We start from the raw sequence: 21,533 nt of genomic DNA on the forward strand, positions 1-21,533 counted from the left end.
TCAAGCAAATTCAAACTCCCTTCTAAACAACAAAATCCCCTTCATTCAGCTAAAATCCCAATCCTTCTACCCCCTCTCCATAAGAAAAAGTGCCCCAAAACGAATGAACGTCTGGGGCACCACCGTATCTTACTTTTTTACTTACTTTTATAATAGTTGAAAGAAATTACTCAGTAGAAACAGCTGGGTCAGCTTGTTGTTTTACTGGTACAACTTGTTTGAAGTGACTTGCTGGATCTTTAAGCAAGTTTTCAATATAAGCAACTTCTTCGTCTTGACCTTGATTTTGTAACTCATCGTAATATAACGATAGTAATTCAGTAACATCAGCAAGACCATTTTCAGATAAAGGTTCGACACTTACTTTTGCACCTTTTGCAATACGAGAGTTTAATGCTGCATCATCTAAGCCCATTTCAGGGTCATGTCGCAAGTAAACAACTCCACCTGTCATACCTGCACAAATCCATGGACCAGGGTCACCTAGCACTAATCCTCGACCGTTTGTCATGTATTCAAAAGCAAAGCCTTTAAGGTTTGCATGAACACCAACGTTATAGGAACGATCTTTAGGTAGTGTCTCTTTCAAGCGGCCACCGAAGATCATATCTGCTCCAGATAGGCGAATACCTGCACGAGCATCAGCGTTACCTTGAATAATAAATAGTCCTTTTTGAGCACCATATCCAGCACCCTTACCAACGGAACCATTTACAAATTGTCCGAGACGACCTTTAGATTTAAGAATCTTGAAGCTTCCACCGAATGAGGTTTTACCAACACCATCTTGTGCTCCACCAGTAATGTGAATGTTTACACCATCACTGTTGTAAGCCCCAAGTCCATTACCAAGGATCGATCCTTTTGTGTAACGAAGGTCAATTTCAGGTAATTGTCGGTAGGAACCGTCGAGTTTACCACGAACTCGGTGACAGGCAACACGACTTCCGATTACTCGTTGCTCTGCAGTAACTGATTCAAACTCACGAGAAGAAGTAAGTTCTTCTACGTTACCATCTAAATATTCTGCTCCAACTGCTAAAGCTAATTGTGCTGATTCTGTTTCTACAGCCGGAACTGGTTCGAATGGTGCAACATCTTGCTCCGGTAGTGTAGATAATAATTCGCTTAAGTTCATTTGATCTAAGCCTTGAACCTGCTCTAATAAATCAGCACGCCCAACGAGATCTTGCGTACGTTTGACACCGAGAGAAGCAGTTAATGCTTGAAGCTCTTTACCGAATGCACCAAACATATTCATAAGTCCTTGCACAGCTAAATCAAATTCACGAGGAACAAATCGACGAAGACCATGCTCTTTTGCTTGAGCCTCTGATTCAATTTGTGTAGCAATACCAACGTGACATGTATCTAAATGACAGCCACGACAAGCAGTACATCCTACTGCAATCATAGATAAAGTACCAAAACCAACTCGGTTTGCACCTAGAAGCATGAGCTTAATAGTATCTAAGGCACTTTTCACTCCTCCGTCAGCCCAAATTTCTACTTTATGACGTAGGCCTGATTCAAGAAGGGCGAAGTGAGCTGCTTTAACACCGATTTCAGCTGGGAGACCAACGTGTTGAAGTGCATGGACACGAGCCGCACCTGTACCACCGTCAAATCCACTTAATGTAATGAAATCAGCACCCGCTTTTGCTACACCAACAGCAATTGTACCGATGTTTGGAACAATAGGTACTTTAACACAAACTTTTGCTTGGTCATTTGCAGTTTTAATCTCCGTAATGATTTGTGCTAAGTCCTCGATCGAGTATATATCATGGTTGTTCGATGGTGAAATTAAATCAGATCCTGTTGTTGCGTTACGTGCAGCAGCAACCTTATCTGTTACCTTCGAACCTGGAAGATGTCCACCTTCACCTGGCTTCGCACCTTGACCAATTTTAATTTCTAATAAATTAGTAGAGTTCACTAGCTCCACATTTACACCGAAACGTCCAGATGCAATTTGCTGACCACGAGTATTAGGATATTTACCTAGCATATCCTTAATTTCTCCACCTTCACCATTGAAGCTGATCATGTTCAGGCGATCTGCAGCTTCTGCATATGCACGGAATGCCGTTTCGTTTTGGGAACCGAAGGACATAGAGCTAATCAAGAATGGAAGGTCATGGTTTTTAACACTAACATCTACATCTTCAGGGTTCACGTTAGACTCTACATTCTTTAATTTCGTTAAGTGACGAATACTAATAGGATTCTTTTCTTCTTGCTCAGCAAGCTTTTCTCGGAATGCACTATAATCTGCTTTACCAGATGCTAAGTCTCCAAGAGCTTTCCATAAGCGAGGGAAGATATGGAATGTTTTACCTGGGCGCGCTTTATCATTACCATATTCTTCTTTACGCTTAATGCTGTCTTCTTTCATGTTGTCAAAATTGTAGTTTAAATCTTTTCCGCCTAGGAAATTAACGATGTTTAATTTTTCTGCAATTTCTTCATTTAACCCCATAGAAGAGAAAAGTCGTCCATAACCACGTAACTCATGAATACCGATAGTGGAAATAACTTTTTCAAGACCTTTATTTAAAGCACTGTATAATTTTACAGCTGGCTCTCCATCTTCCTCCACAACTGTTGAGAACATGACATACGGGTGAATTAAATCTGCCCCAAGTCCAAATACTACAGCGATGTCGTGTAAGGTACGGATACTTCCAGAACGTAGAACGAAAGAACAGTCACGTCGTTTTTCTTCGTGTGTAAGTCCTTGGTCTACTGCTGAAATAGCCAAATGTGGGTCAATCCAATACTTGTCTCCAGAATGTGTACCGTGATCATCAAATACAATTAATGTTTTTCCATCATCAATAGCTTTACTTGAATCACTGTTTAATCTGCTTAATGCTTCCTCAACCGATTCATTTTCAAAACGAACCATTGGTAGGATGTGTGCTTCATTTGCTTTCTTATACTTAGCAAGTAATGATTCATAAGTTGTCTGATTATAACTTTCTAATAAAGCTTTCCCTGCAATACCTTCTGCAATAAGTGGGGATTCAAGCTGTACAATTGTTTTTAGTTGCTCCTTATTAAATAAGGAAGGACGCTTACCAATTACGACACGTGTTGAGAAATGTTCCATTTCGCGATCTCGGTCAATAGCTGGATTTGTAACAACTGCCACACTTTCTTTAATAAAGTCTGCTACATTTTTTCTACCTGGGTGTAAAGCAGCTAAAGGTGCATCATGTCCTAAAGAACGGATTGGTTCTGCTCCTTTTTCAGCCATCTGCTCAATAAGCTGAATGTGCTCTCTATCCCATCCGTTTGCAGCATAGACAGAAGGATTAATGTTCTGTTGGAACTGAATGGAATCTGCTGAAGTTGATAGTTTAGTAGATAAACGACTACCAGCATTTTCAATATTTAATTTTGTAGACATGCGATCATACACTACTTCTTGAAGCTTGTCATGCCAATAAACATCAATAACTCCTTGTTCGTTACGGATAAGCCCTACTTTTTCACCAGGAGCTAAAGGCTTAGGTTCAGATAAATAATTGTCTGAAGTAAATAGACCTTGCTCTGATGCGAATATATAGCTTGTGTCTGTTTCAAGCATCCATACTGGACGAAGACCTAGCGCGTCTACACTAAATACAGCTTCATCTTTATAACGTGAGATAATTCCAGCTGGACCTTGAGCAAAGTGTCCCCAAGCTTCTCTTATATAACTATATAAATCTCTTAAATGATTTGGAAACTTATTAATTTCATTTACGATTGGAGGGAACAGGACCTCTAATGCTTCAAATAGAGTTAATTCATGTCTTGAAACGAACGTATCTATTACTCTATTTAAATCCTGGGAGTCACTTCCGCCGCCATCTAATGGTACACCAAGCATATTCGCTTCGTCACGGAGTTTAGCAATTGTATTAATTTCTCCATTATGTCCAAGAATACTAAAAGGCTGAACACGGAAAAAATTTGATGATGTGTTTGTTGAATAACGATTATGTCCTAATGTTGCTGTTGATGCTACAAGAGGGTCAGCTAAGTCATTGTAGAATCTTGGTAAAATGTCTCCAGCCCCCATTACCTTGTATACAGCGTGCTCATTACTTAATGATGCTACGTGAATTGCTGTATTTTCCTCAATTTGAACTGTTAGATCAAACAAAAGAGAAGCAAGAGATTCGGATTTTGTGTTTTTAGTTCCTATTAATGCAACTTGCCAAAAAACAGGTTCTACTTTTTTAGCGATTGGACCTAAAGCTTCTGTATTTGTTTCATTAACACTTTCGAAAATTAAGGATAAACCTTTGTCACTAAATTTCTTACGGACTTCATCTTGAATGCTACTTGCGTCATATTCACGATCAATGAAAAAATGCCCTACTGTAAATGTTTTTTCATCAGCATAATTAGCTGAAACACCTGCAGCTTCTAACTTCTTTTTCCATAATGCTTTCGGGACGTCGATATGAATACCAACTCCATCCCCTTCTTCGTTGATGAAACCTGCTCGGTGGTTCATCTTCACTAATGCGTCAATCGTGTTGTCAATGTTTTCTTTTGTAGCCTTATTTTCTTTTTCTATAAAAGCCACAATTCCACAACTGTCATGTTCAACCTTTGTGGCACCTCTGAATGATTGGATCAGTTTGTCATGTTCTTTCTTCGTCATTTTATTGGTCAACCTGACCCACCTCCTAAAAAGAATATAAGATTTTTACGGGAGAAAACCTCACATAAAAAGCCCAGATTAATCTGCAATTACAGAATAATCAGAATTACTTATAACAATAACACTTTTCATAAGATATTTCAATTAATTATACAACAAAACGGATATAACATACAATGTGAACAATATGTGAAGTTTTGGAAAAGAATAAAAATACGTTACTGTAAACGTTTTCATTCTGTGCGTTAAAAAGGAAAGAGGAATATCCTAAGATAATCCTCATAAAATAATGTATATTTATGCATTGTCCCATTTAGAAAAAACAGATTCTACTGCCTCGATTGTTTTTTGTATATCTTCTTCCGTATGTGCAATGGTAAGGAACCAAGCTTCATACTTTGAAGGGGCTAAATTTATACCGTGTTTCAACATTTCTTTGAAAAAATAAGCAAACATTTCACTGTTACTATTTTCTGCATCCTCATAATTTCGAACATTGTGTACTCCGAAGTAGACTGTCAGAGCACCTTTTAACCTGTTTATGGAGATCGGGATATTGTATTTTTTTGCAGAAGCAATAATTCCTTTTTCAAGGATTGCTCCTAATAGTTCAAGTTTTGTATAAGTATCCTCCTGTTGAAGGACCTCTAAGCACGCAATACCAGAACGGATGGATGCAGGATTTCCTGCCATCGTACCAGCTTGATAAGCAGGACCTAGTGGAGCTACCTGCTCCATAATTTCCTTTTTTCCTCCGTAAGCCCCAATTGGTAAGCCGCCCCCTATTATTTTTCCCAATGCAGTAATATCGGGTTCTACTCCAAGTAAGTTCTGTGCACCACCGTAATGGAAACGGAAGGCAGTGATTACTTCATCGTAAATAACTAAAGCACCAGCTTGGTGGGTAAGATCATTAACCTGTTGTAAAAAACCAGGCTCCGGTTCTACGATACCGAAATTTCCTACAATCGGTTCAACGAGTACACCAGCGATTTGATCTCCCCAATGGTTCATCGCTTCTTGAAAGCTTTGAATATCGTTAAAGGGTACGGTTATTACCTCTTGAGCAATGCTTTTTGGGACTCCTGCTGAATCTGGATTCCCTAGTGTTGAAGGTCCTGAGCCTGCAGCAACGAGAACAAGGTCGGAGTGTCCGTGGTAGCAGCCAGCAAATTTAATAATTTTGTCTCGTCCTGTGTATGCACGGGCAACGCGGATCGTAGTCATGACCGCTTCTGTTCCTGAGTTAACAAAACGAATTCGTTCCATAGATGGAATGGCTTCTCTAATCATCTTAGCGAACTTGTTTTCATAAATAGTAGGCGTTCCGTATAAAATTCCATCTTCAGCAGCCTCTTGAATTGCTTTTGTAATATGTGGATGTGCATGCCCAGTAATAATGGGGCCATATGCAGCTAGATAATCTATGTACTGATTGCCATCCTCATCCCAAAAGTATGCTCCCTTTGCTTTTTTCATAAAAACAGGTGACCCGCCACCTACACCTTTAAAGGAGCGAGATGGACTGTTAACGCCACCTAAAATTACTTCCGTTGCTTCATTATATAAAGTCTCAGATTTTGAAAAATTCACGTAGTCTACCTCCAATTTGGTTTGTTTAATCCAAGGTTATTGTATCATTTTATCCGTCTGTATTCATGGATGGGGGGAGTTGGTCATTGAAGTGGGGGGCTCATAGAACGTGGAAAGTGGCTCATAGAAATGAGAAAGTGGCTCAATAGAAAGCGGAAACCTGCTCATAGAAGTCAAAAATTTGCTCATAGAACCTCGAAACCTGCTCATAGCACACGAAAAACTCCTAACTCCATCTAAAATAGTCCGTTCTTGAACTGAACAACGCCTTTAGGTAAACTATTATAGTTGTGATGTAAGGAGGGGTTGAGGATGAATGTGATTGAAGTGAAGGAACTTCGTAAGGAATTTAAGTCTTACTCCAGTCGATCTGGGTTAAGTGGTGCTTTTCGTGATTTATTTACACGTAATTATAAGGTGCTCCGTGCAGTTGATGACATTTCTCTACAGGTGAAGCAAGGGGAAATGGTTGGGTATATCGGTGAGAATGGTGCAGGGAAATCTACTACAATAAAAATGTTAACAGGAATTCTAACTCCCACTGGTGGAGAGGTTCGAGTGAATGGAATGAATCCACATAAGGAACGGGAAAAGTTTGTTCAGACAATCGGGGTTGTTTTTGGTCAGAGATCTCAGCTTTGGTGGGATATAGCGGTACAAGAATCCTTTCGATTATTAAAAAAGGTATATCGAGTTTCTGATGAAGATTATGAAACTCATATGAAAGAGGTTATTGAAACCTTAGAAATTGAACCGTTATTGGATAAGCCTGTACGTAAGCTTTCCCTTGGACAACGGATGAGATGCGAGCTTGCAGCGGCACTTATTCACAATCCACCATTGTTATTTTTAGATGAACCAACGATTGGTCTCGATGTTCTTGTGAAAATGAAAATACGAGAGTTTTTAAAAAAGATCAATCAAAAGTATAAAACAACGATTCTTCTCACGACACATGACTTAGCGGATATAGAAGCGCTGTGTGATCGAGTGGTGTTATTAGATGAAGGAAAAATTATTTACGATGGTCGGTTAGACCAGTTGCAAAAAAATTGGGTGGAAGGAAAGGAAGTACGTTTTGAATTCCAACATCCGGTGGAACTGGGTTCTTTAGAGATGGTGAGTAGTCAGTTCGATGTGAAGTGGCGTCAAGGGGAAAGGAGTCATCAGTGGATCGCTATGGTAGATGGAGATGATGATACAGTTTCTAAGCTTATGAGTCAGGTAATGCTAAATCATTCCATAACAGATGTAAAAATCAATCACGTTTCTACAGAAGAAATTATTCGTAATATTTATGAAGAAGGTATGAGTCATGGGTAACTTCTCTGTTTATGTGGAAATGATTCGCATTCGATTTTTAATGATGCTAGCATATCGGACAAATTATTATAGTGGAATTCTCATTTACTCCATTAATATTGGGGCGTATTACTTTCTATGGCAAGCTATTTATGGATCGCAGGAATCAATTGAAGGGATGAGTGTCACACAAATGACCACGTACATAGCTGTTGCGTGGATGGCACGTGCCTTCTATTTTAATAATATTGATAGAGAGATTGCGCAGGAAATACAAGAAGGAAAAGTAGCTATTGAAATGATTAGACCGTATAACTACCTTGGTATCAAAACGATGCAAGGCTTAGGGGAAGGACTCTTTAGACTATTATTCTTTTCTGTACCAGGAATGGTCATTATAGGGTTAGCGTTTCCTATCGATTTTTCAAATAGCATAACGGTTTGGTTGTTGTTTATTGTATCAATTATATTTAGCTTTATCGTCAATACACAGTTGAACCTATTAACGGGGATTCTTACCTTTTTCCTTCTATATAATACGGGATTAATTCGAGGGAAACGGGTAGTGATTGATTTGTTTTCTGGATTACTCCTACCAATTTCCTTTTATCCTATGTGGGCGCAAGATATTATGGGGTTTTTACCGTTTCAAGCAATTAGCTACATACCGTCTATGATTTTTACAGAAGGCTTTACGGGAGCTGAGATTTATTCTGCATTAGGTATTCAGTTATTTTGGTGCTTCTTCTTGATCATTCCGATTCAGCTATTGTGGGTAATTGCAAAACGACAATTGATCGTGCAAGGAGGTTAATGGTGTGTTTTATTTTTCTATCTTTTTTCAATATGCTTCGCAATATTTAAAGACACGGTTAACCTATCGAGGAGATCTCATAGTAGAGATTTTTAGTGATTTCCTATTCCAAGCGGTGAATCTAGTATTTATACTGGTTGTTTTTGGCCATACGACGTTATTGAACGGCTGGAGTCGCGAGGAAATTATTTTTATTTATGGATTTTTCTTAGTGCCATACGCTATTTTTTCTTCCTTTTTTAACATCTGGGATTTTAATGATCGGTATATTGTAAAGGGAGAAATGGACCGTGTGTTAACGAGACCCATTCATAGTTTGTTTCAAATTGTCATTGAACGTATGGAGCTAGAGTCTATGTTTGGGGTTGTTACTGGTCTTGTGATTATGTTTTATGCAGGTAATCAGCTTGGATTAGAATTAAGCTGGTATGATCCATTTGTTTTCCTTTTCATGGTCATTGGTGGAGCTTTCATCTATGCAGGGATATTTATTAGTCTTGCTAGTATTAGCTTTTGGTCTGACAGTAAGACAGACATTATGCCAATGATGTATAACATTGGGAACTATGGTCGCTATCCTGTTGATATTTATAATCACGTTATTCGTTTTGTATTAACTTGGATTTTGCCATTTGCCTTTGTTGGTGTTTATCCTTCTGCCTTTTTCTTAGGGCGAACGGAATGGTATGGTTATGCCTTTTTGACGCCAGTGATGGGAGTTATCTTTTTATCCATTGCAATTATTCTTTGGAATAGTGGTGTTAAAAGGTATCGGGGTGCTGGGAATTAAACTTTAAAAAAATAGAGGTTCCTTGTCCTAAATCGCTTTTGTTTAACATAAGTTAAATTGAGGTGATGTAGGTGGGGAACCTCTTTATTTTGTTCATTATAATAGCAGCATTAACAGGGATTGTTATGAGCTTGTTTCTATTATTAAAGAATCAGCCTCCAGAAGGCCGTAGAATTTCATTACGGAATTTTATAGTATTAGTGCTCGTTTATGCAACGGTAATGACTGGCTTCGGTGCCTTATATTTAAGCTTAGAACTTTTAGGATTGTCCGTTTTATTGGAGGGGGAGGAATTAAAATACGAATCCTTTCCACACTTAGTGGAGGATGTGATGTACTTTAGTGCGGTCACCCTATTAACGGTTGGGTACGGGGACATCATTCCTCAAGGTATTGGACGATGGATTGCCATGGTTCAGGCGTTGATTGGCTATTTGCTTCCTGCTGCATTTGTTGTCACTACTGTTTTTTACAGAGAAACGAAGCCGGAACGTTTGTAGGTTTGGTTTCGTTTGGGTATCCTTATGGTAAAGATAATTGAATGACCATTAAAGGAGGAATCGGTAAAATGACAGTGGAAATGGGACAACAAGTACCAGATGTAAAAGTGAAGACAAATGAAGGGAAAGAGGTTAGCTTAGCTGACTATCGTGGGAAGTATGTGGTTCTTTATTTTTACCCGAAAGATATGACACCAGGTTGCACAACGGAAGCGTGTGATTTCCGAGATAATCATGAAAGCTTCAAAGACTTGAATGCAGTCATTTTAGGGGTTAGTCCAGACCCAGTAGCAAGGCATGAGAAATTTATAGACAAGCATGATCTTCCATTTGAATTGCTAGCAGATGAAGAAAAGGAACTTGCGGAAGCCTTTGGTGTTTGGAAGCTTAAGAAGAACTTTGGGAAGGAATATATGGGTATTGAACGGTCCACCTTTGTTATTGATCCAGATGGGAAGGTAATGAAAGAGTGGAGAAAAGTGAAAGTAAAGGGACATGTAGAGGAAGCGTTGGAGTTTTTACGAGAAAGTGTGAAGTAAGTAAGTAAGTTAGTTTGGAAATGATTAAGGTGAAAAAACGATATTACCATACTATCCGTAGTGAGGTAAGGCACAAAAGAAGGGCGACTGACTGCTTAAAACAGTTCAGTCGCACTTTAAAGGTTAGCGTTTCTTAAGTAATTTTGCCGTTTTTTCATATTTTAGTCAACCGTTGTAAAATTTTCTTCTAAATAAGATGAAACATCATCCCAGGCTGTAGAACGTAACAATTCTCCTGATTCATCAATAACAAGGAATGTAGGATACTCTTCGATATTTAAAGGTTTCAAATAATAGCTTGTATACTCATCGTTTGCAATACTAGACAAGTAGAGTGGGGAATCTCTTGTAGAATACTGATCTAGCTTTTGTTGGTATTCATCGTATAGATCCCAATCATAATCCATATAATCTTCTACTATCATAAGGATGGTTAAAAATTCGTTATTAAATGGCAAGACCATGGAAATGAAATCTTCGTATGTAAATGGGGGAATACGTATTTTTTCAGCCGTGTACATTGGTAATAAACGCTGCTCAAAAGTAATGTATTCATCTCTATCAACGGAGATTATTTGTTCAAATTTTTCCACTGTTTTTACGTCTATACGTTGGGTAACACCAATGTGGAACCACATCTCGTCGGCCATGTCATGTAAATCTAGCTCTGCTCCGGTTTCTTCCATTAGAAAAACTGTGTCCTTTGTCAGTAACACTCTATAAGCTTCTACGTCATAATCCTGTATGTCATAGTCGTAATAATAATCACTTTTCAACTCATTTCCACCGAGAGTGTCTTCAACAAAAATCGTTAAAAAATCAGAATCCTCCATATAAAAATTCCCTAGATTTATCCCAGTAAAATCATAAGTGTCCTCATCTTCCGTCTCGTCGTTACATCCTACTAAAAAAATAGTGAAGGCAAACAATAATAACATTATCTTTTTCATCGTATTTTCTTTTTCTCCTGTCATTGGAATGTATAAAGATGTTTTAAACCTTAATTATCTACTATGTTATTGTCTTCAAGAAATTTAATCGCTTTCTCCCATTCGTAAAAATGCTCTACTGAAGAATCGGACAGAATTAAAAACAATGGATAATGTATGTATTCTTCAGGTGGATTAAATGTTTCGAAATAACCACTGTCGAAGGTAAAAAAATGAATAGGTTGTATTCCTGACCCTGAATCATTTATCTCCTTCAAGTAGTCATTATAATACATGTTGAATTGTTGCTCATCACTGCTCCCAGATTCAAATATACCGATCAATGTGTACTGATTTCCAAAGTGTCTAAACCGATATAAAAAATCTTGAAATTGAAGAGGATAAATCCTTACTTCTTCTGCTGTATAAATAGGTAATAATTGATGATCATAAAGAATGTAGTCATTACGGTTGCTACTTGTTTCATTGGAAAAGGGTTCTTCTACTTTAATAGAAATTTCCCGTCCATTTCCAGTAAAAAGAGAGACGATGTTATCGTTATAACGGGTTAATTCTAGAGCTTCATCCTCTCTAATAATCATGTCTATTTCTTCTTCTGTTTCGTCTAAAATGATTCTTGTATCTTCAGTTAATAAAACTCGGTACGCTTCCACTTCATATGTATCTCGATTGAAACTTTGCTGATCAAAGGGGCCAATTTCAGTCCCCATGAAATTATCTTCCACAAAAACGGTCACTAGATTTTCCATGTGACTGATACCTAGGCTTCGGCCATTGAAATCATATTCATCTTCATTAGTAGTTTCACAGCCTATTAGGAAAAAATAAACTAGGGAAACTAGTAATAATCGTTTTGTCATTCAAATGTCTCCTCTTTGGTACAATTAAAAATTTTCATCACTACTATCATCAACAATATCATCAATAAATTCAACGGTTTCATCCCAATTATCAGAATGATGAATTACTTCTGAGTCATGTACTACTAAAATAATAGGGTAGTACCTATACTCCTCTGGAGGATGAAAGGATTCAAAATAAAGACTATCAATCATGTGATGATAGATGTTTGGTGAATGATATGGCAATTGGAGATCCTGAGCATATCTATTGTAGTACGCATGAAACTCCCTTTCCTCATCACTTCCTGGTTCAGTAATAATAGTAACAAAATAATCATTTTGTCCATTTCTGGAGTTTAGAAAGAATTGAGATAAAAAGTCTTCAAAGTTTAGCGAGGAGAGGACAATTTCTTTAGCTGTATAAATTGGGATAAAATGATGATCGAAAACAATATAGTCTGAACGATTCGTTAATTTCTTAGGTGAAAAATCCTCTTCTACTTTCACGTCAACTTGACGACCTGTTCCTTGGAAAAGAGAGAGGAGATGCTCATCGAAATAAGTAACTCCCATGTAAATTTCTTCTCTAGACGGAAGTTTTAGCTCCTCCCCAGTTTCCTCTAAAATGAATTTAGTTTCCTCAGTTATAAAAGCCCGGTATGCTTCGACCTCATATTCTTCAATACTAAAATCGTCATGTGTATAATACTGGAATTCATCCCCGTATACATTATCTTCAATAAATATTGTTAACATATTTAGCTCATAATTTAGTCCGAGACTCCGTCCAGAAAAGTCAAACTCTTCTTCATCTGGTGCTTGACAACCTCCTAAAAAGACAATGGAGAGAAAAAAGAGTATCAAAAGTTTATTCATGATTATGTCTCCTTTTACAAAAGACTATATGAAACATGGCCTGATGACCATGTGGTGAAATCTTTTACTAGTAAAAAGCTTTTTCCTTACTAAGGTTTTCTTGTGTAAAATTTTAACATAATATTTACACCTTATGGGCGAATGATAAGAAATAAAACCATTGACAGTTGGTAATAAATGCTATAGTATGTTGGTTAGTTAGTTGAGTAACTAACCAACAAGGTGGTGAACGGATGAAAAGTAACTTAGATGAAAGTAGACCGATTTTCTTACAAATAAGTGAGATGATCGAAGAGAATATTTTAGATGGTGAATTTCATGAGGGAGACAAAGTTCCTTCAACAAACGAGTTAGCTAGTTTTTACAAAATAAATCCGGCAACAGCAGCTAAAGGAATTCAAGTGTTAGTGGATAAAGAAATTATTTTTAAGCGGAGGGGCATTGGGATGTTTGTAAATGAAGGTGCGAAAGAAAAGCTGATCAATGAACGGAAAATACAGTTTAGAGATCACTTTATAAAACCGATGTTGTATGAAGCGAAAAGGTTGGAAATGACAAAGGAAGATATCATTAAATTTTTCATGGAGGAGGATAAATGATGACATACCGATTAGATGTTCATGTTCCATCGTACACTCATGGGAAAAAGGAAGCTTTAAAAAACATCCGTTTTCAGTTAGAATCGGGAACCATTTACGGTTTATGGGGAAGAAACGGTGCAGGGAAAACAACGTTAATGCGATGTATAACAGGTCTACTTAAAGTAAATAAAGGTTACGTTCAATTAAATGAAGCTTCTCCTTTTGAGAATAGGGAAGTGTTAGAGAAAATTTGTTTTATTCAAGAGAACCATCCACTTTTTTATTTATGGAAGGTAAAGGATGCATTAAAAGTTGCAAGTTATTTTTACCCTAATTGGAGCTGGGAAAAGGCGAAAAAGTGCTTGGTAACTTTTGAGTTACAGGATAGTTTAAAGGTGAATCAAATGTCAAAGGGGATGAAAACAGCATTAGCGTTAACAATTGGTTTGAGCAGTGGAGCCCCAGTGTTAATTTTTGATGAACCAACTAATGGCTTGGATGCTTCCTTGAGAGAAAAATTTTATGACCTACTGATGGATGAGCATAGCCTTGGTGACAAAATAATCATACTCTCTACTCATTATATTCAGGAGCTGCAGAGGTATATAGAAGAATTGATTGTACTCCATGATGGAGAGCTAATTTTACAAGAGTCACTTGAAAGGATAAGGGAGAGAACAGGCTATATTCACGGAAAGAAAGAAACTCTGCCATCTTATATAAATAATGAAAATATTTTAGATAGGAAACAGATAGGTCCTATGCTTCGGTTAATGATTGAGGATGAAAGTTTAGTAGATAAATTTGATGAAAATGTTGATTTGCAAGACTATTTGCTTAGGAAAACAGATGGAGAAGTGGGAGAGGAGACTTTACATGAAGGAGCTTAAAGGAGTTTGGAAAATTCTTTCTTTAGAAATTAGTCGTTCCACATTAATATTTTGGTCTATACTTTTATTTTTTCTTCTATTAGGTATTATGTTCAGTGTTTTCATTCCGTTCCCTGGTGTGATGAATTGGAATACGAACGTACCGGTTATGATTTTTCTTATTATTACTGGAGCCCGTATGTTTAAAGTATGTCTATTATATGGATCTTCCTTTGGGTGTACGAGAAAAAACATTTATATTGGAGCCGTAACATTTTTAACGATCCTTAGTTTAATAAGTGCAATCGTCCATAATGTTGTCTTTTCTTCCTTTAGCTATTTCTTAGAAACGATGGAGATTTCGATGTTCATTAATAATGTAATAGAATTCGCTAATATTCAAACTAACTTCTTTATTTTTCTATTGATGGATTTTGCTATATTTATGTTCTTTGCGTCTATAAGTTATATTCTTTCTATTATATGGCATCAAATTGGCACCATTCCCCTTTATGGTATTTTAGGTGTTTTTCTATTATCAGTTCTCTTACCTACGATGCACCCATATTGGCGTGACCTTGGGTTATGGATATATGATGCTTCTTATCTAAGCTTAGTTAGTCTCCTTTTATTATGTAGTGTAATTTTGTTGAGTTTCCCGTATTTTTTTACAAAACAAATTAAAATCTTCTCTCGGGAAAAACCAGCCTAATAATCTAGGAAGAAAGGAGTGGCCTTATGTAAGGCTGCTTCTTTTTCTTTTGGAGTCGCTGCCCTTCACTACTGAACTGTTCTATTTTCAGGACAGACACCTCTATTACTAGAGATTAATATTTTCTTTTTATAAGGGATTTTTTTACAACAAAACTTGTAGTCTATCTGATACAATAAGGAATAAGAATGAAATTTCTTCATAATTAGCTTCTTTCATTACTCATTTTGTACATGATTAATAGAATAATTACGTAGTATATATTAATTTACTAGGACGATAAAATAATTTGGAGTGAACAAATTGAAGCAATTTATCCCGTTTTTAGTCATTGCGGTAATTGTGGGGGGCGCTATGCTGTTCCTCGGTGATAGCTATGAAGAGGAATCCTTTGAACCATTTAGTACGCAGGAACGATGGTCCCAATATTGGGATATGACGATATTTTTAGAAGAAAGCTCGGAGGATCTACCGAACCTTGGGGTACACTTAGAATTTGAACGCGATGATGTAGTGATTGACGCAATTGAATTTTTTGTGAATACAGACCATGGTGGATTCTTTTATCAAGATCTAGAGATGGACGAATTTGAGGAGACAATTTTATATTCGGAGCTTTGTGATTTTTGTGAAGAGTTAGAGTCAGACGATGTCGACGGTGTATTAATGATGAATTGGCGACAAGATGGCGAAATAAGGTCTGAATTTTTTCACTTTAGATTACCGTTAGATGGCAATTAAATGACGACTGGGTAATTTCATTATTATTTCCATTAGCGGTACAAGTGTCCATACTTTTATTAGTGAGATACATATAGTGAAAGGGAGAACGGTGACAATAACAATCCCTCTTTTATTGATCTGGTGCTTCTTTTGGTGGCGAGGCTTTAAGCCTCGCCTTTTCTATTTAATGTGGGGAAGGGATTAATAGATCATGCATGTATAATAGGTAAGGCGTCACTATGTTTTTTGGAGATGGTGCTGTGGTATGATAAGTAAAAATAATTTTCATTATTTAAAAGCTTGTTAGGAGGATATATATGAAGGTAGTCTCATCTGCAAAGATTAGAAGAGATATAAGGGAGAGATTAGTTACAAATTATCCAGAGCTTTCATTTAGTTTTTACACAAATATAGAGGCTGCGGAAAAAGAATTACTTGATGCTGATATATTGATTACATATGGAGAGGATGTAACGAGTAAACATATAGAAAAATGCGTTCGATTAAAATGGATTATGGTTATTTCTGCTGGTATTGATCAATTACCATTCGAAGCCATAAAAAAACGCAGCATCCTTGTTACAAATGTTAGTGGAATTCATAAAATCCCAATGGCGGAGTATACGATAGCGATGATGCTTCAAATTGCACGAGAGGCAAAATCGTTCATAAAGAATGAACAGAATAAGCGTTGGGAACGTAAAATAAAAATGACTGAACTACACGGAAAGACAGTGGGAATTTTAGGAGCTGGATCCATCGGACAAGAAATTGCTCGTCTTTCAAAAGCTTTTGGAATGAAAACGATTGGCTTAAACCGTAGCGGCAGAGAAGTACAGAACTTTGATGACATTGTCACATATAAAGGGTTGGAATCTCTTCTTAAGCAATCAGATTTTATTGTAGGTGTTTTACCTAAAACGAAAGAAACAGACGACCTTCTTGCGATGAATGAATTTAAATTAATGAAGAAGGAAGCCATTTTAATTAACATTGGCAGGGGAAACGTCATTAAAGATGAGGATCTTATTGAAGCATTAAATAATGGTGAACTAGCTCATGCTGCATTAGATGTATTCGATGAAGAGCCTTTACCTGAAAACCACCCTTATTGGGAGATGGAAAGTGTGACTGTTACACCACATATTTCAGGAATATCACCCGAGTATCAGCCTAGAGCAATTGATATCTTTGAATTAAATTTGAAGGAATTTTTACTAGGGCAAGAGAACTATATTAATAAAATAGATTTAAATAAAGGGTATTAACCATTTATCATCCATAAGGAGGAGGGATTATTAATGAAGTTGATGGTTTGTGTAGTTCATAATCGCTATGCAGAGAAAATGGAGGAGCAATTAAAGGGGAAAGGGTATCGTATGACGGAGCTTGCTAGTTCTGGCGGATTTCTCAAAAAAGGGAACACAACTTTTCTCTTTGGACTTGAAAACGAAGATGTGGGAACGCTAAAAGAAGAAATGAAGAAAATTTGTTTAAAGGTAGAAGAGAAAAAAGGGAAACTAAAACATACTGATAGCCGATTTACATCCTTTGTCATTTGTGTGAAAGATGTTGTTCCTTTATTGAGTCACTTGAAATAACCTTACCTTTGGGACCTAAATAAGCCGGATGGTTTCCACATGATGTTATTGATGTCTTGGTGAAAATCGTTAATTGTTTAACCACACTAATAAATAAATCGTTATTGAAGATTTAATTTATTTATGGAAGTATTCTTTTTTCTTATTCCGCGATCCAAAAGGATTCTAAATCATAAACTCATTCAATAAAAATGAATTGTTATATTTTTTGAATCAATTTCGCTTTACGATATATACTTATTTATAAATGGTGTTAACATTGACAAAAATTATAATCATTATGTATACTATTTATAAATATTATAATTTAAGAATGTTTTTTGGAAGAGGTGAAGAAAATGGAAAACCATCGACTTCAAGAAGCGTTACATTCTTTAAAGAGCACTAAAGTTCGCATGACTCCTCAACGCCATGCAATCTTAGAATTTCTATTTAATGCGAAAAGTCATCCAACGGCAGATGAGATATATAAAGCGTTGGAAGGGAAATTTCCAAACATGAGTGTTGCGACTGTCTACAATAACTTACGTGTGTTTAAAGATGTCGGTCTGGTTAGAGAATTAACGTACGGTGACTCTTCCAGCAGATTCGACAGTAATACTTCTGATCATTATCATGTCATTTGCGATGATTGTGGTAAAATTGTAGATTTTCATTATCCTGGATTAGATGAAGTGGAAACATTAGCTGAGCATGTAACAAGCTTTAAGGTAAAGGACCACCGCATGGAGATTTATGGATTATGCCCAGATTGTAATAAACACCAACAACATTAAGAAGCTGGATGAGCTATCCAGCTTTATTTTTTTGTGCTTTTTTGGATTGAAAAATCACATTTTCGGTTAATTCGATTTTGATTGTTGTTATGAATGGTGTGGGAGAGACTTGATATATTGAAGGTAAATTTCAAAGGGAATGCGGTAGCCAAGAATCGTTCTTGTCTGTCGGAAAGGAGAACAAATGGTAAACACGGTAGTCAATGAGTGTTCTAGCCGATCGGAAAATAAAAAACCCCAATCCGCTTAAATAAAATACGAAAAGGGGTTTCCTTCTTAAAACTTCTTTTTTTGATTGTAGCTTTCGTCAAATTCTTTACCGTCTAGTGATTTATCTAAGGTTAATGGTTCGCTACAATACATACAAGCATCAACGCGACCAAGCATTTTCGTTTGTTTTTCACAGCTTGGACAAACGACGTGTACAGCTTTGGACGATAACATACCTATCCAAAAGTAAATTACCGTACTGGCGATAATACAAAGAAAACCAAGAAGCATAAACAGTGTCATTACGAGAGCACTTCTTTGAAAAAATAATCCAAGATACATAATAATGATACCGCCAAAAATAAGAACGAGAGCAAAAGTCCTAATTTTATTAATTTTATTTGAATATTTTATTCCCATATTTAACCCTCCTAAAATGAAAGTATAGCACATTTTAATGAAACGAAACCATGGAGAAAATCGAACAAAGAATATTGGAAGAAGGTTTTTAATGAAAGGTGTCGAACTTATGGTATTAAGAATGTTCAAAAACGCTTTAGGAGGCATTTCCTCATGGATAACTTTTTAAGACAGCTCTATCAAGATCGATCTAACAATGACGAAACTTTAAGTATTATTCAAATAGATCGGCGATCAAAGGTAGACTCTAACACAGATTTTTTTGATGTTGTTCTATTAGTTGTAAATTCTAAAAATGAAGCTACGTGGGAAATTAAACACTACACATATAATGGCTATAAAGCTGCTATGCATCTTGTAAGTACAGCACAAATTAAAGATTGGCTTTTAAATAGCTCAAATAGAAGAATTGTGGATTGGTTAATGAATGGGAAGGTAGTATATGATCGTAATGAATACATTACAAACTTTAGGCACCAGATGTTAGATTTCCCAATTGAAGAAAGGAAAATAAAGATTGGTGTAGAGTTTTCTAAACTTATAAGACGTTTTAAAGACGGAAAAGCATTATTTTATGAAAAACATTATTTAGATGCATACAATCAGATTGTTCATGCGCTTCATCATTTAGCTAGAGTATCTATCATAGACCATGGTTTTTATCCTGAGGTAACTGTTTGGCAGCAAGTAAAGCAAATAGAGCCTGAAATTTATAAGCTATATTCAGAATTAGTTACAGGGAATGAGTCTATTGAAAAAAAGTTAGAACTATTGCTACTTGCAAATGAATTTGAATTAATAACAAAGACAAAGCTAGGTAGTACGCATATTATTGAATTAATGAAGAGAAAGGAATCCCCTTGGACAATAGAAGAAATTAAACAAGAACTAGGAATGCACGATTATTCATTAGATTTAACGATTCTTATAGAGTATCTAGTTCAAAAAGGTTACATAAATGTAGTGAAAGAAGAAACAAAAGGAAAGATAATATTTCATCGATACTATCAAGTGAATGAGAAGTAGTGGTAATTAATTTTTATCATTTTTAAATTTTATCAGTTAGACTCGACATTACAAATGAAGATGTACACTATATGGGTGTGATAGAAAGAATCATAGTGTTCGCGCAAGAAATTCGTTTGTTTTCTTTGTTTATAAAAATAGTATTTTCAATCCCTTTCTTTATATTAGACATAAAGAAAGGTTTTTTAATTTTTTTGGATAGAATTTTCATGCAAGAAAATATTTACACCATGCAGGGATAAAAATACTCATCAAGGAGGTTCATACGTTACTGGTGACAGCTTTCACCACAGGCATAAGTGCGACATCTGTTCATGCTTCACAGTGTCTTCTTTACCGCGGGTGAGGCCTCAACTTCCTAACACTTACTCGGTAAGTGTTAGGGGATTTTCAGACTCGTGCTGATCTCACTGGAGTCGCTGCCTTCCACTCCTGAACCTTTTCTATTTTCAGGGTAGACCACTGATGCAAGTGGATATTACACCATGGAGAATGAAAATTAATTTTAATCCAATTGGAATGAGTGGAATCCCGTGAGACTCCAGTGGAAGAACGAGCTAGACGAGACAGCGCAGGGAGTGGAACGGCCGAGGAGGCTTGGCAGGTCGTCCGCGGAAAGCGAAGTGGGATGCAACGAATGATTAACTTGCCCTTTATTTGTTAATCCTGATAAGTTCGATAACAGCTATTTTCAGGGTAGACCGCCGATGCAAGTTGATATTTGCACCATGGGGGATGGAAATAAGCATTTTGTACATACTTCGTTGAACTTTTATACTGCGTATTTTCAGGGTAGCTTTGGAGTCATTTAGAAGCTCTCTATATTTTCCGAAAATGACATAAACAATATTTTCCGGGAAGATAGAAGCTCCCTATTCTACCGCATTTTTTTTATTACATGCTTTCCAGTCGTCTAGATAGCTTCTTTCTCTACCTGTGCAAGTGGTTCTCTAAAGCTTCATCAGTAGTGACAACTCGTAGTGGATTCGTGAAGCATAATCTTGTTGCTGGGGTCATCACATTTCACTATTGAATGGTTTTATTATCAGGTAGACTGCCCATGGAAAAAACACTTGCACCATGGAGGGTGAAATTATTCTTACTAAGAGGAGTTCATCCGCTTCTGCGAATCGATTACGCCATTGCCCACGTCCAGTGGGCAATGGCGTAATCCTGCAATCCTGGCTGCACAGGCAATGCCTCAGTCTCCACACTTCGCACTAACGTGCCGAATTGTCGGGTCTTCTGCTATTGCTTTTCCCGTTGGAGTCGTCTCCCTTCCATTCCTGAAAGGTTCTTATTTTGAGGGTAGAAAAAAGGATTTATATAAAATGTATAATAAGTTAGTTCATGTGTAGTGTGATGTTGTATCTTATAGTAGAAAGCTTCGATGAGGTATTGGACATTCCTTTACATTAATAAGTTTCTTCACGTTTAAGTATTTTGTAGTTGTGCAATAGTATGCTAATGAACAGATCGAAGAATAATTTTTAAATGTTTTTATTTCTGAGTATAAATTAGGTATTGATTTTTTAAAATAAAGATGTTAAATTATTAAACGTCGCTAAAAAAATAAATGCTTCTTAAATGAAAAATTTATTTTAGATGTTGACATAGTATTTGGAAAGATGTTATATTGATAAAGTCGCTGAAAAAACAAAGTGATTTAATTTAAAAAAGTTGTTGACGACGAGTTGTTAATCTGGTATGATTAATTAGCTGTCGTAAAACAGCGCAACAGTATGA

The 21,533-nt window shown here is 36.5% G+C and carries 19 protein-coding genes; 13 read left to right on the forward strand and 6 right to left on the reverse strand.

Annotation, left to right across the window (positions count from 1 at the left end; translation table 11 throughout):
* Positions 1 to 166: 166 nt before the first annotated feature.
* Positions 167 to 4,663, reverse strand: a complete 4,497-nt coding sequence (locus QA612_RS02110; protein ID WP_278282116.1) for a glutamate synthase-related protein — start codon at positions 4,661 to 4,663, stop codon at positions 167 to 169.
* 297 nt (positions 4,664 to 4,960) lie between these two features.
* Positions 4,961 to 6,256, reverse strand: coding sequence for a glutamate-1-semialdehyde 2,1-aminomutase (locus tag QA612_RS02115; RefSeq protein ID WP_278282078.1), 1,296 nt, complete (start codon positions 6,254 to 6,256; stop codon positions 4,961 to 4,963).
* Between the two features lie 312 nt (positions 6,257 to 6,568).
* Here QA612_RS02115 and QA612_RS02120 point away from each other — a divergent pair, with 312 nt between their 5' ends.
* The 5 genes from QA612_RS02120 to bcp all read left to right on the forward strand — a co-directional run bounded on the left by QA612_RS02120 (position 6,569) and on the right by bcp (position 10,201).
* A complete protein-coding gene (locus QA612_RS02120) occupies positions 6,569 to 7,579 on the forward strand; it encodes an ABC transporter ATP-binding protein (RefSeq protein ID WP_278282079.1) in 1,011 nt (336 codons plus the stop codon).
* The gene (locus QA612_RS02125; RefSeq protein ID WP_278282080.1) at positions 7,572 to 8,372 is read left to right on the forward strand and encodes an ABC transporter permease; all 801 of its coding nucleotides are present in this window, start codon (positions 7,572 to 7,574) and stop codon (positions 8,370 to 8,372) included. Before QA612_RS02120 ends, QA612_RS02125 begins: the two co-directional genes overlap by 8 nt.
* A gap of 4 nt (positions 8,373 to 8,376) precedes the next feature.
* Complete coding sequence (locus QA612_RS02130; protein ID WP_278282081.1) at positions 8,377 to 9,162, forward strand: ABC transporter permease; 786 nt, start codon at positions 8,377 to 8,379, stop codon at positions 9,160 to 9,162.
* An 89-nt stretch (positions 9,163 to 9,251) separates the two neighbouring features.
* Entirely contained in the window at positions 9,252 to 9,662 is a 411-nt protein-coding gene (locus QA612_RS02135) for a potassium channel family protein (RefSeq protein ID WP_347568852.1), read from the forward strand.
* A gap of 68 nt (positions 9,663 to 9,730) precedes the next feature.
* A complete protein-coding gene (gene bcp, locus QA612_RS02140; protein WP_278282082.1) occupies positions 9,731 to 10,201 on the forward strand; it encodes a thioredoxin-dependent thiol peroxidase in 471 nt (156 codons plus the stop codon).
* Positions 10,202 to 10,362: 161 nt separating this feature from the next.
* On the opposite strand, the gene QA612_RS02145 is transcribed toward bcp, so the two are convergent.
* Genes QA612_RS02145 through QA612_RS02155 form a run of 3 tightly spaced genes read right to left on the reverse strand, consistent with a single transcriptional unit; the run spans position 10,363 to position 12,869 of the window.
* Complete coding sequence (locus QA612_RS02145; protein ID WP_278282083.1) at positions 10,363 to 11,151, reverse strand: hypothetical protein; 789 nt, start codon at positions 11,149 to 11,151, stop codon at positions 10,363 to 10,365.
* A gap of 50 nt (positions 11,152 to 11,201) precedes the next feature.
* On the reverse strand, positions 11,202 to 12,011 hold the full coding sequence (locus QA612_RS02150; RefSeq protein WP_278282084.1) for a hypothetical protein: 810 nt from the start codon (positions 12,009 to 12,011) through the stop codon (positions 11,202 to 11,204).
* 24 nt (positions 12,012 to 12,035) lie between these two features.
* Positions 12,036 to 12,869 (reverse strand): hypothetical protein, encoded by an 834-nt coding sequence (locus QA612_RS02155; protein WP_278282085.1) that lies wholly within the window; start codon positions 12,867 to 12,869, stop codon positions 12,036 to 12,038.
* A 233-nt stretch (positions 12,870 to 13,102) separates the two neighbouring features.
* On the opposite strand from QA612_RS02155, the gene QA612_RS02160 reads away from it, so the two are divergent.
* The 7 genes from QA612_RS02160 (at position 13,103) to perR (ending at position 18,131) form a co-directional block, all read left to right on the forward strand.
* Complete coding sequence (locus QA612_RS02160; protein ID WP_278282086.1) at positions 13,103 to 13,468, forward strand: GntR family transcriptional regulator; 366 nt, start codon at positions 13,103 to 13,105, stop codon at positions 13,466 to 13,468.
* Positions 13,468 to 14,340, forward strand: coding sequence for an ATP-binding cassette domain-containing protein (locus QA612_RS02165; protein WP_278282087.1), 873 nt, complete (start codon positions 13,468 to 13,470; stop codon positions 14,338 to 14,340). Before QA612_RS02160 ends, QA612_RS02165 begins: the two co-directional genes overlap by 1 nt.
* The gene (locus QA612_RS02170; RefSeq protein WP_278282088.1) at positions 14,327 to 15,031 is read left to right on the forward strand and encodes a hypothetical protein; all 705 of its coding nucleotides are present in this window, start codon (positions 14,327 to 14,329) and stop codon (positions 15,029 to 15,031) included. The genes QA612_RS02165 and QA612_RS02170 overlap by 14 nt, the downstream gene beginning before the upstream one ends.
* A 303-nt stretch (positions 15,032 to 15,334) precedes the next feature.
* Positions 15,335 to 15,772: a hypothetical protein gene (locus tag QA612_RS02175; protein ID WP_278282089.1), complete on the forward strand. Its 438-nt coding sequence runs from the start codon at positions 15,335 to 15,337 to the stop codon at positions 15,770 to 15,772.
* A gap of 299 nt (positions 15,773 to 16,071) precedes the next feature.
* On the forward strand, positions 16,072 to 17,022 hold the full coding sequence (locus QA612_RS02180) for a D-2-hydroxyacid dehydrogenase (protein WP_278282090.1): 951 nt from the start codon (positions 16,072 to 16,074) through the stop codon (positions 17,020 to 17,022).
* Positions 17,023 to 17,055: 33 nt separating this feature from the next.
* Positions 17,056 to 17,355, forward strand: a complete 300-nt coding sequence (locus QA612_RS02185) for a cyclic-di-AMP receptor (RefSeq protein ID WP_278282091.1) — start codon at positions 17,056 to 17,058, stop codon at positions 17,353 to 17,355.
* A 338-nt stretch (positions 17,356 to 17,693) separates the two neighbouring features.
* Positions 17,694 to 18,131 (forward strand): peroxide-responsive transcriptional repressor PerR, encoded by a 438-nt coding sequence (gene perR / locus QA612_RS02190; protein ID WP_278282092.1) that lies wholly within the window; start codon positions 17,694 to 17,696, stop codon positions 18,129 to 18,131.
* 276 nt (positions 18,132 to 18,407) lie between these two features.
* Here perR and QA612_RS02195 read toward each other — a convergent pair whose 3' ends face one another.
* Positions 18,408 to 18,761: a YgzB family protein gene (locus QA612_RS02195; RefSeq protein ID WP_278282093.1), complete on the reverse strand. Its 354-nt coding sequence runs from the start codon at positions 18,759 to 18,761 to the stop codon at positions 18,408 to 18,410.
* Between the two features lie 153 nt (positions 18,762 to 18,914).
* Between QA612_RS02195 and QA612_RS02200 the strand changes: the two genes are divergently transcribed.
* Positions 18,915 to 19,787, forward strand: a complete 873-nt coding sequence (locus QA612_RS02200) for a nucleotidyltransferase-like protein (RefSeq protein ID WP_278282094.1) — start codon at positions 18,915 to 18,917, stop codon at positions 19,785 to 19,787.
* The last annotated feature ends 1,746 nt before the right edge of the window (positions 19,788 to 21,533 follow it).

It is taken from the genome of Evansella sp. AB-P1, assembly GCF_029688925.1.
GTDB lineage: Bacteria > Bacillota > Bacilli > Bacillales > Salisediminibacteriaceae > Evansella.

Coding starts and splice junctions, on each gene's coding strand:
- QA612_RS02110 (WP_278282116.1), bottom strand. CDS start 4,663: ATGACGAAGAAAGAACATGACAAACTGATCCAATCATTCAGAGGTGCC.
- QA612_RS02120 (WP_278282079.1), top strand. CDS start 6,569: ATGAATGTGATTGAAGTGAAGGAACTTCGTAAGGAATTTAAGTCTTAC.
- QA612_RS02125 (WP_278282080.1), top strand. CDS start 7,572: ATGGGTAACTTCTCTGTTTATGTGGAAATGATTCGCATTCGATTTTTA.
- bcp (WP_278282082.1), top strand. CDS start 9,731: ATGACAGTGGAAATGGGACAACAAGTACCAGATGTAAAAGTGAAGACA.
- QA612_RS02145 (WP_278282083.1), bottom strand. CDS start 11,151: ATGAAAAAGATAATGTTATTATTGTTTGCCTTCACTATTTTTTTAGTA.
- QA612_RS02150 (WP_278282084.1), bottom strand. CDS start 12,011: ATGACAAAACGATTATTACTAGTTTCCCTAGTTTATTTTTTCCTAATA.
- QA612_RS02155 (WP_278282085.1), bottom strand. CDS start 12,869: ATGAATAAACTTTTGATACTCTTTTTTCTCTCCATTGTCTTTTTAGGA.
- QA612_RS02160 (WP_278282086.1), top strand. CDS start 13,103: ATGAAAAGTAACTTAGATGAAAGTAGACCGATTTTCTTACAAATAAGT.
- QA612_RS02165 (WP_278282087.1), top strand. CDS start 13,468: ATGACATACCGATTAGATGTTCATGTTCCATCGTACACTCATGGGAAA.
- QA612_RS02170 (WP_278282088.1), top strand. CDS start 14,327: ATGAAGGAGCTTAAAGGAGTTTGGAAAATTCTTTCTTTAGAAATTAGT.
- QA612_RS02180 (WP_278282090.1), top strand. CDS start 16,072: ATGAAGGTAGTCTCATCTGCAAAGATTAGAAGAGATATAAGGGAGAGA.
- QA612_RS02185 (WP_278282091.1), top strand. CDS start 17,056: ATGAAGTTGATGGTTTGTGTAGTTCATAATCGCTATGCAGAGAAAATG.
- perR (WP_278282092.1), top strand. CDS start 17,694: ATGGAAAACCATCGACTTCAAGAAGCGTTACATTCTTTAAAGAGCACT.
- QA612_RS02195 (WP_278282093.1), bottom strand. CDS start 18,761: ATGGGAATAAAATATTCAAATAAAATTAATAAAATTAGGACTTTTGCT.
- QA612_RS02200 (WP_278282094.1), top strand. CDS start 18,915: ATGGATAACTTTTTAAGACAGCTCTATCAAGATCGATCTAACAATGAC.